The organism is Chryseobacterium barbadense, from assembly GCF_042849955.1.
In the GTDB taxonomy this organism is placed as follows: domain Bacteria; phylum Bacteroidota; class Bacteroidia; order Flavobacteriales; family Weeksellaceae; genus Chryseobacterium.
In genome coordinates, this window is the sequence record NZ_BAAFHL010000122.1 from 1 (window position 1) to 3375 (window position 3375).

3 protein-coding genes and 1 pseudogene are annotated in these 3375 nt (G+C 40.5%); all 4 read right to left on the reverse strand.

Features of this window, described 5'->3' with window-relative positions:
- Positions 1-204, reverse strand: a pseudogene (locus ACGHIN_RS16960) (phosphotransferase enzyme family protein); the annotation flags it as partial.
- Positions 195-1100 (reverse strand): sugar phosphate nucleotidyltransferase, encoded by a 906-nt coding sequence (locus ACGHIN_RS16965; RefSeq protein ID WP_390456317.1) that lies wholly within the window; start codon positions 1098-1100, stop codon positions 195-197. The pseudogene ACGHIN_RS16960 and the gene ACGHIN_RS16965, both read right to left, overlap by 10 nt.
- Positions 1090-2481 (reverse strand): Gfo/Idh/MocA family protein, encoded by a 1392-nt coding sequence (locus tag ACGHIN_RS16970; protein ID WP_390456320.1) that lies wholly within the window; start codon positions 2479-2481, stop codon positions 1090-1092. Before ACGHIN_RS16970 ends, ACGHIN_RS16965 begins: the two co-directional genes overlap by 11 nt.
- A 113-nt stretch (positions 2482-2594) precedes the next feature.
- Positions 2595-3287, reverse strand: a complete 693-nt coding sequence (locus tag ACGHIN_RS16975) for an AIM24 family protein (protein ID WP_390456323.1) — start codon at positions 3285-3287, stop codon at positions 2595-2597.
- Positions 3288-3375 lie beyond the last annotated feature (88 nt).

Genomic DNA, 3375 nt, shown 5'->3' on the forward strand with positions numbered 1-3375 from the left:
AAGTAATTTATTGATTGTTAAATGATTGCCGATAATGGCTTCCGGGTTCCTGAAAACCTTCGTATTGATGTTTTGAAGGATGAATTGGGTATTGTTATCATTGTTTTTGACAAGATAAGTAGTATTGATCAGTCCGTTGGTAATGGGACTGACAGAATAATTCGAGGTATTTATAAACTTTTGGATGATATGATCTAGCCCCATAAGTCTTTTGGATATCTGTTCATTGCGGTTTCTTTTTCAAGGAATTCCTTTAAAATTTTTTTATCATCTGCATACGTCATTCCTTTCCATGATGAAGGAGAAGATTTTATCAACACATTTACTTCACCATCATCAATCATTTGCTGCACTGCGGAAGGAATATAAAATTCCTGTTCTGCGGATGGATCAGACTTGATGAAATTTGCGAAATGCTCCTCCAGGAGATCAAAAACCCTGGGATGAAAAACAAAAAAATTCATGGAGACCAGCGTCTGCGGCGGAATAATGATGTCCCTTCCGTTATCTGTATACAGAACGGATCCGGACTCTTTGCGGATTGAAGTCTGCTCCACTACTTTCAGAAGCCGGTTTTGAGCATCAAAAGTGCAAATTCCTCTCGCTACAGCACCATTTTCACTCAACGTAGATTCCACAGGATATGCAATCATTTCAAACTGGATTCCGGTAATATTTCCTGCATCTATTTCCTGTGAAGCGGTCTTATAAATTGCCTTGCCATAAAAATCGTCTGCATTGATCATGGCAAAAGGCGTATCGATGAATTCTTTGGCACAGAGTACGGCATGCCCTGTTCCCCAAGGTTTTTTTCGCTCCATATCAAAGCCTCTAGGGACATATTGATTCATATCCTGATACACCCAATGTAATTCGAAATTCTTTTGCTTTGAAATAGTTTCCAGCCTGTCTTTATAGCTTTGAGGAATAAGGCGATTGATAATAACCACTACTTTGTGAAAGCCTGCTTCCAATGCGTCATAAATAGAATATTCAGAAACAGGAGCCCCGTTGTCTAAAATTCCGTCTATCTGTTTTAATCCTTTATAGCGGCTTCCCAATCCGCCAGCCAATATGAGTAAAGTCTTACTAGAACTCATCTGTCATCCCAAATACAGGTTTACGGTTTTTCCAGGCCCCTTTTGTGAAATCCGGAATATCAATGGCTTGTCCGCCCTTGTTGATAGACTCCTCACTAAGTGGTGTGATGGAGTACCATGTCGCCAGATCGTAAACATCCATCGGGAACTCAATATTCCGTTTTATACATTCGATAAACGTATTCATCACGAAAAAGTCCATTCCGCCATGACCGGCTCCCGAAGCGGAATTTTCGAATTTTTTCCAGATAGGATGATCATATTCTTTCAGCCATTTTTCGGTATCTTCCCATTTATGGCTGTGATTCATTATTTTTTCGAAATAAATATGTCCCTGATTCAGCCCTCCGGAACCGAAATCCTGCCATAATCCTTCCGTACCCTGTACCCTGAATCCTAAGTCATAAGGACGCTGCAAACTTGTATCATGGGTCAAAAGAATCGTTTCTCCATTGGCACAGGCAATCTGGGTAGTTACAATATCTCCCTGATTGAATTTCACCTGTGCATTAGGATGGTCTTTGCCTCCTTTCGGATGTTCTGTGATGTATTTATGAAGCCCTACTGCTTTGGACGAAAAAGAAGAAAGCCTCGTCAGTCTGTTACCTCGATTAATATCCATCATTACGGCAACCGGACCTAATCCGTGAGTAGGATAGAGCTCTCCGTTTCTTTTTACATAATGCTCCGTTCTCCATTGTGCTTCGCTGAATCCCTTTTTACCGAATTCCACCCCCGAATTATAAGGGGTGACTCCATCATTGAACAGAACTCCTCGCAGATCATGCTGATAACCGCCCCTTCCATGAACCAGCTCACCGAACATTCCTTTGCGTACCATGTGTAAAACAGCCATGATATCTCTTCGGTAGCATACATTCTCCATCATAAAAATAGGGACTTTGGTCTCTTCATACACTTTTACGAATTCCCAGCAGTCTTGAAGTTTTATGGCACCGGAAACCTCCATTCCAACTATTTTTTTCGCACGCATGGCTTCTACCCCTTGTGTAAGATGCCACTCCCAGGGAGTAGCAATCACTACAGCGTCAATAGTATTAAGCTTTAAAAGATTCCTGTAATCATAATCCCCATTGGAAAACTCTTTCGCTGCGGGCTTGTTATTGGCTTTTAAAATTTTCTGACATTCGGAAAGCATAATTTTACTGGGATCTGCAAAAGCAACGATTTCTACGTCAGCTCTTTGTGCCAGAAGTTTTACATGTTCACGTCCCCGAAGTCCGACCCCGATGAAGCCGACACGGATCTTTTTATAAGAAGAAAAATCTTTGGAATAAGCAAATAATGAATTAGGTAAAACAAGAGCTCCGAAACCTGCCAAAGCAGCTGTTTTGATAAAATCTCTGCGGGTAGTTGTCATATTTTGTAAATTGTGAGTTTAAAGATATCAAAATATTGCAAAAAAGGGAATGCCTATAAAATAAAAAACCGCTTTCTATGAAGCAGCTTTTTATTTTTAGATTATATAAGAAATTATTTTTCAACAGCATATACCTCCTCATAAGGCTGGATCAGCACCCATCCGTTTCCTGAGAATTTCATTTGGAATTCCTCACCGCTTCCTCTTCCGATAAGGCTTTTAAAAGACATATTCGTTTTCAGTTCAGGGCTTAGATTTCCCGACCATGCAACCGTTGCATTAGGGTCGGTGAAGACAGGATTGTCCGGAGTTACCATTAACGTTAAAGGGTCTCCATGGGTAGTGATGGCAATATGCCCCGTTCCGGAAAGTCTTACCTGGAATAATCCGCCGGACATTACTCCCGCAATACTTTTCAGCATGGTAATGTCGCTTTTTATGCTTTGCTCATGAGCTAAAACATCGTTTCCGTTCACACAGACCGCTTCATTGTTCAGATAAAGGATGCGTACTTTTTTCCCGGAATCCGCCACATAAAGCTTTCCGGTACCTTCAGCCTTCATCAGCTTGGATCCTTCTCCGCTGATCGCTTTTTTCAAAAGGTTTCCTAATCCTCCTGAAAGCATTCCCTGTCTTTCAAAATTAATGTTTCCAACATATCCCACCATACTTCCCGTTTTGGTCCATACAGCCTGATTGTTAAGATTGATCTCCAGAAGCTGAGGTTTCTCAAGCTCGAAATAATCTCTTTCCTGTGGATTTTCCTTCGTTTCGTTTACGAATGCTTCTAATGAATATTTGCTCATAGGTGTAAAATTTTGCTTCCAAAAATAAACTTTTTTTACTTGCAAAGGCACCATAATATTACGGTTTTTGATATCATTTCAAATTAGA

Bases quoted from the DNA above. Each gene is read 5' to 3' on its own strand.
- ACGHIN_RS16965 (WP_390456317.1), bottom strand. From the start codon at position 1,100: ATGAGTTCTAGTAAGACTTTACTCATATTGGCTGGCGGATTGGGAAGC.
- ACGHIN_RS16970 (WP_390456320.1), bottom strand. From the start codon at position 2,481: ATGACAACTACCCGCAGAGATTTTATCAAAACAGCTGCTTTGGCAGGT.
- ACGHIN_RS16975 (WP_390456323.1), bottom strand. From the start codon at position 3,287: ATGAGCAAATATTCATTAGAAGCATTCGTAAACGAAACGAAGGAAAAT.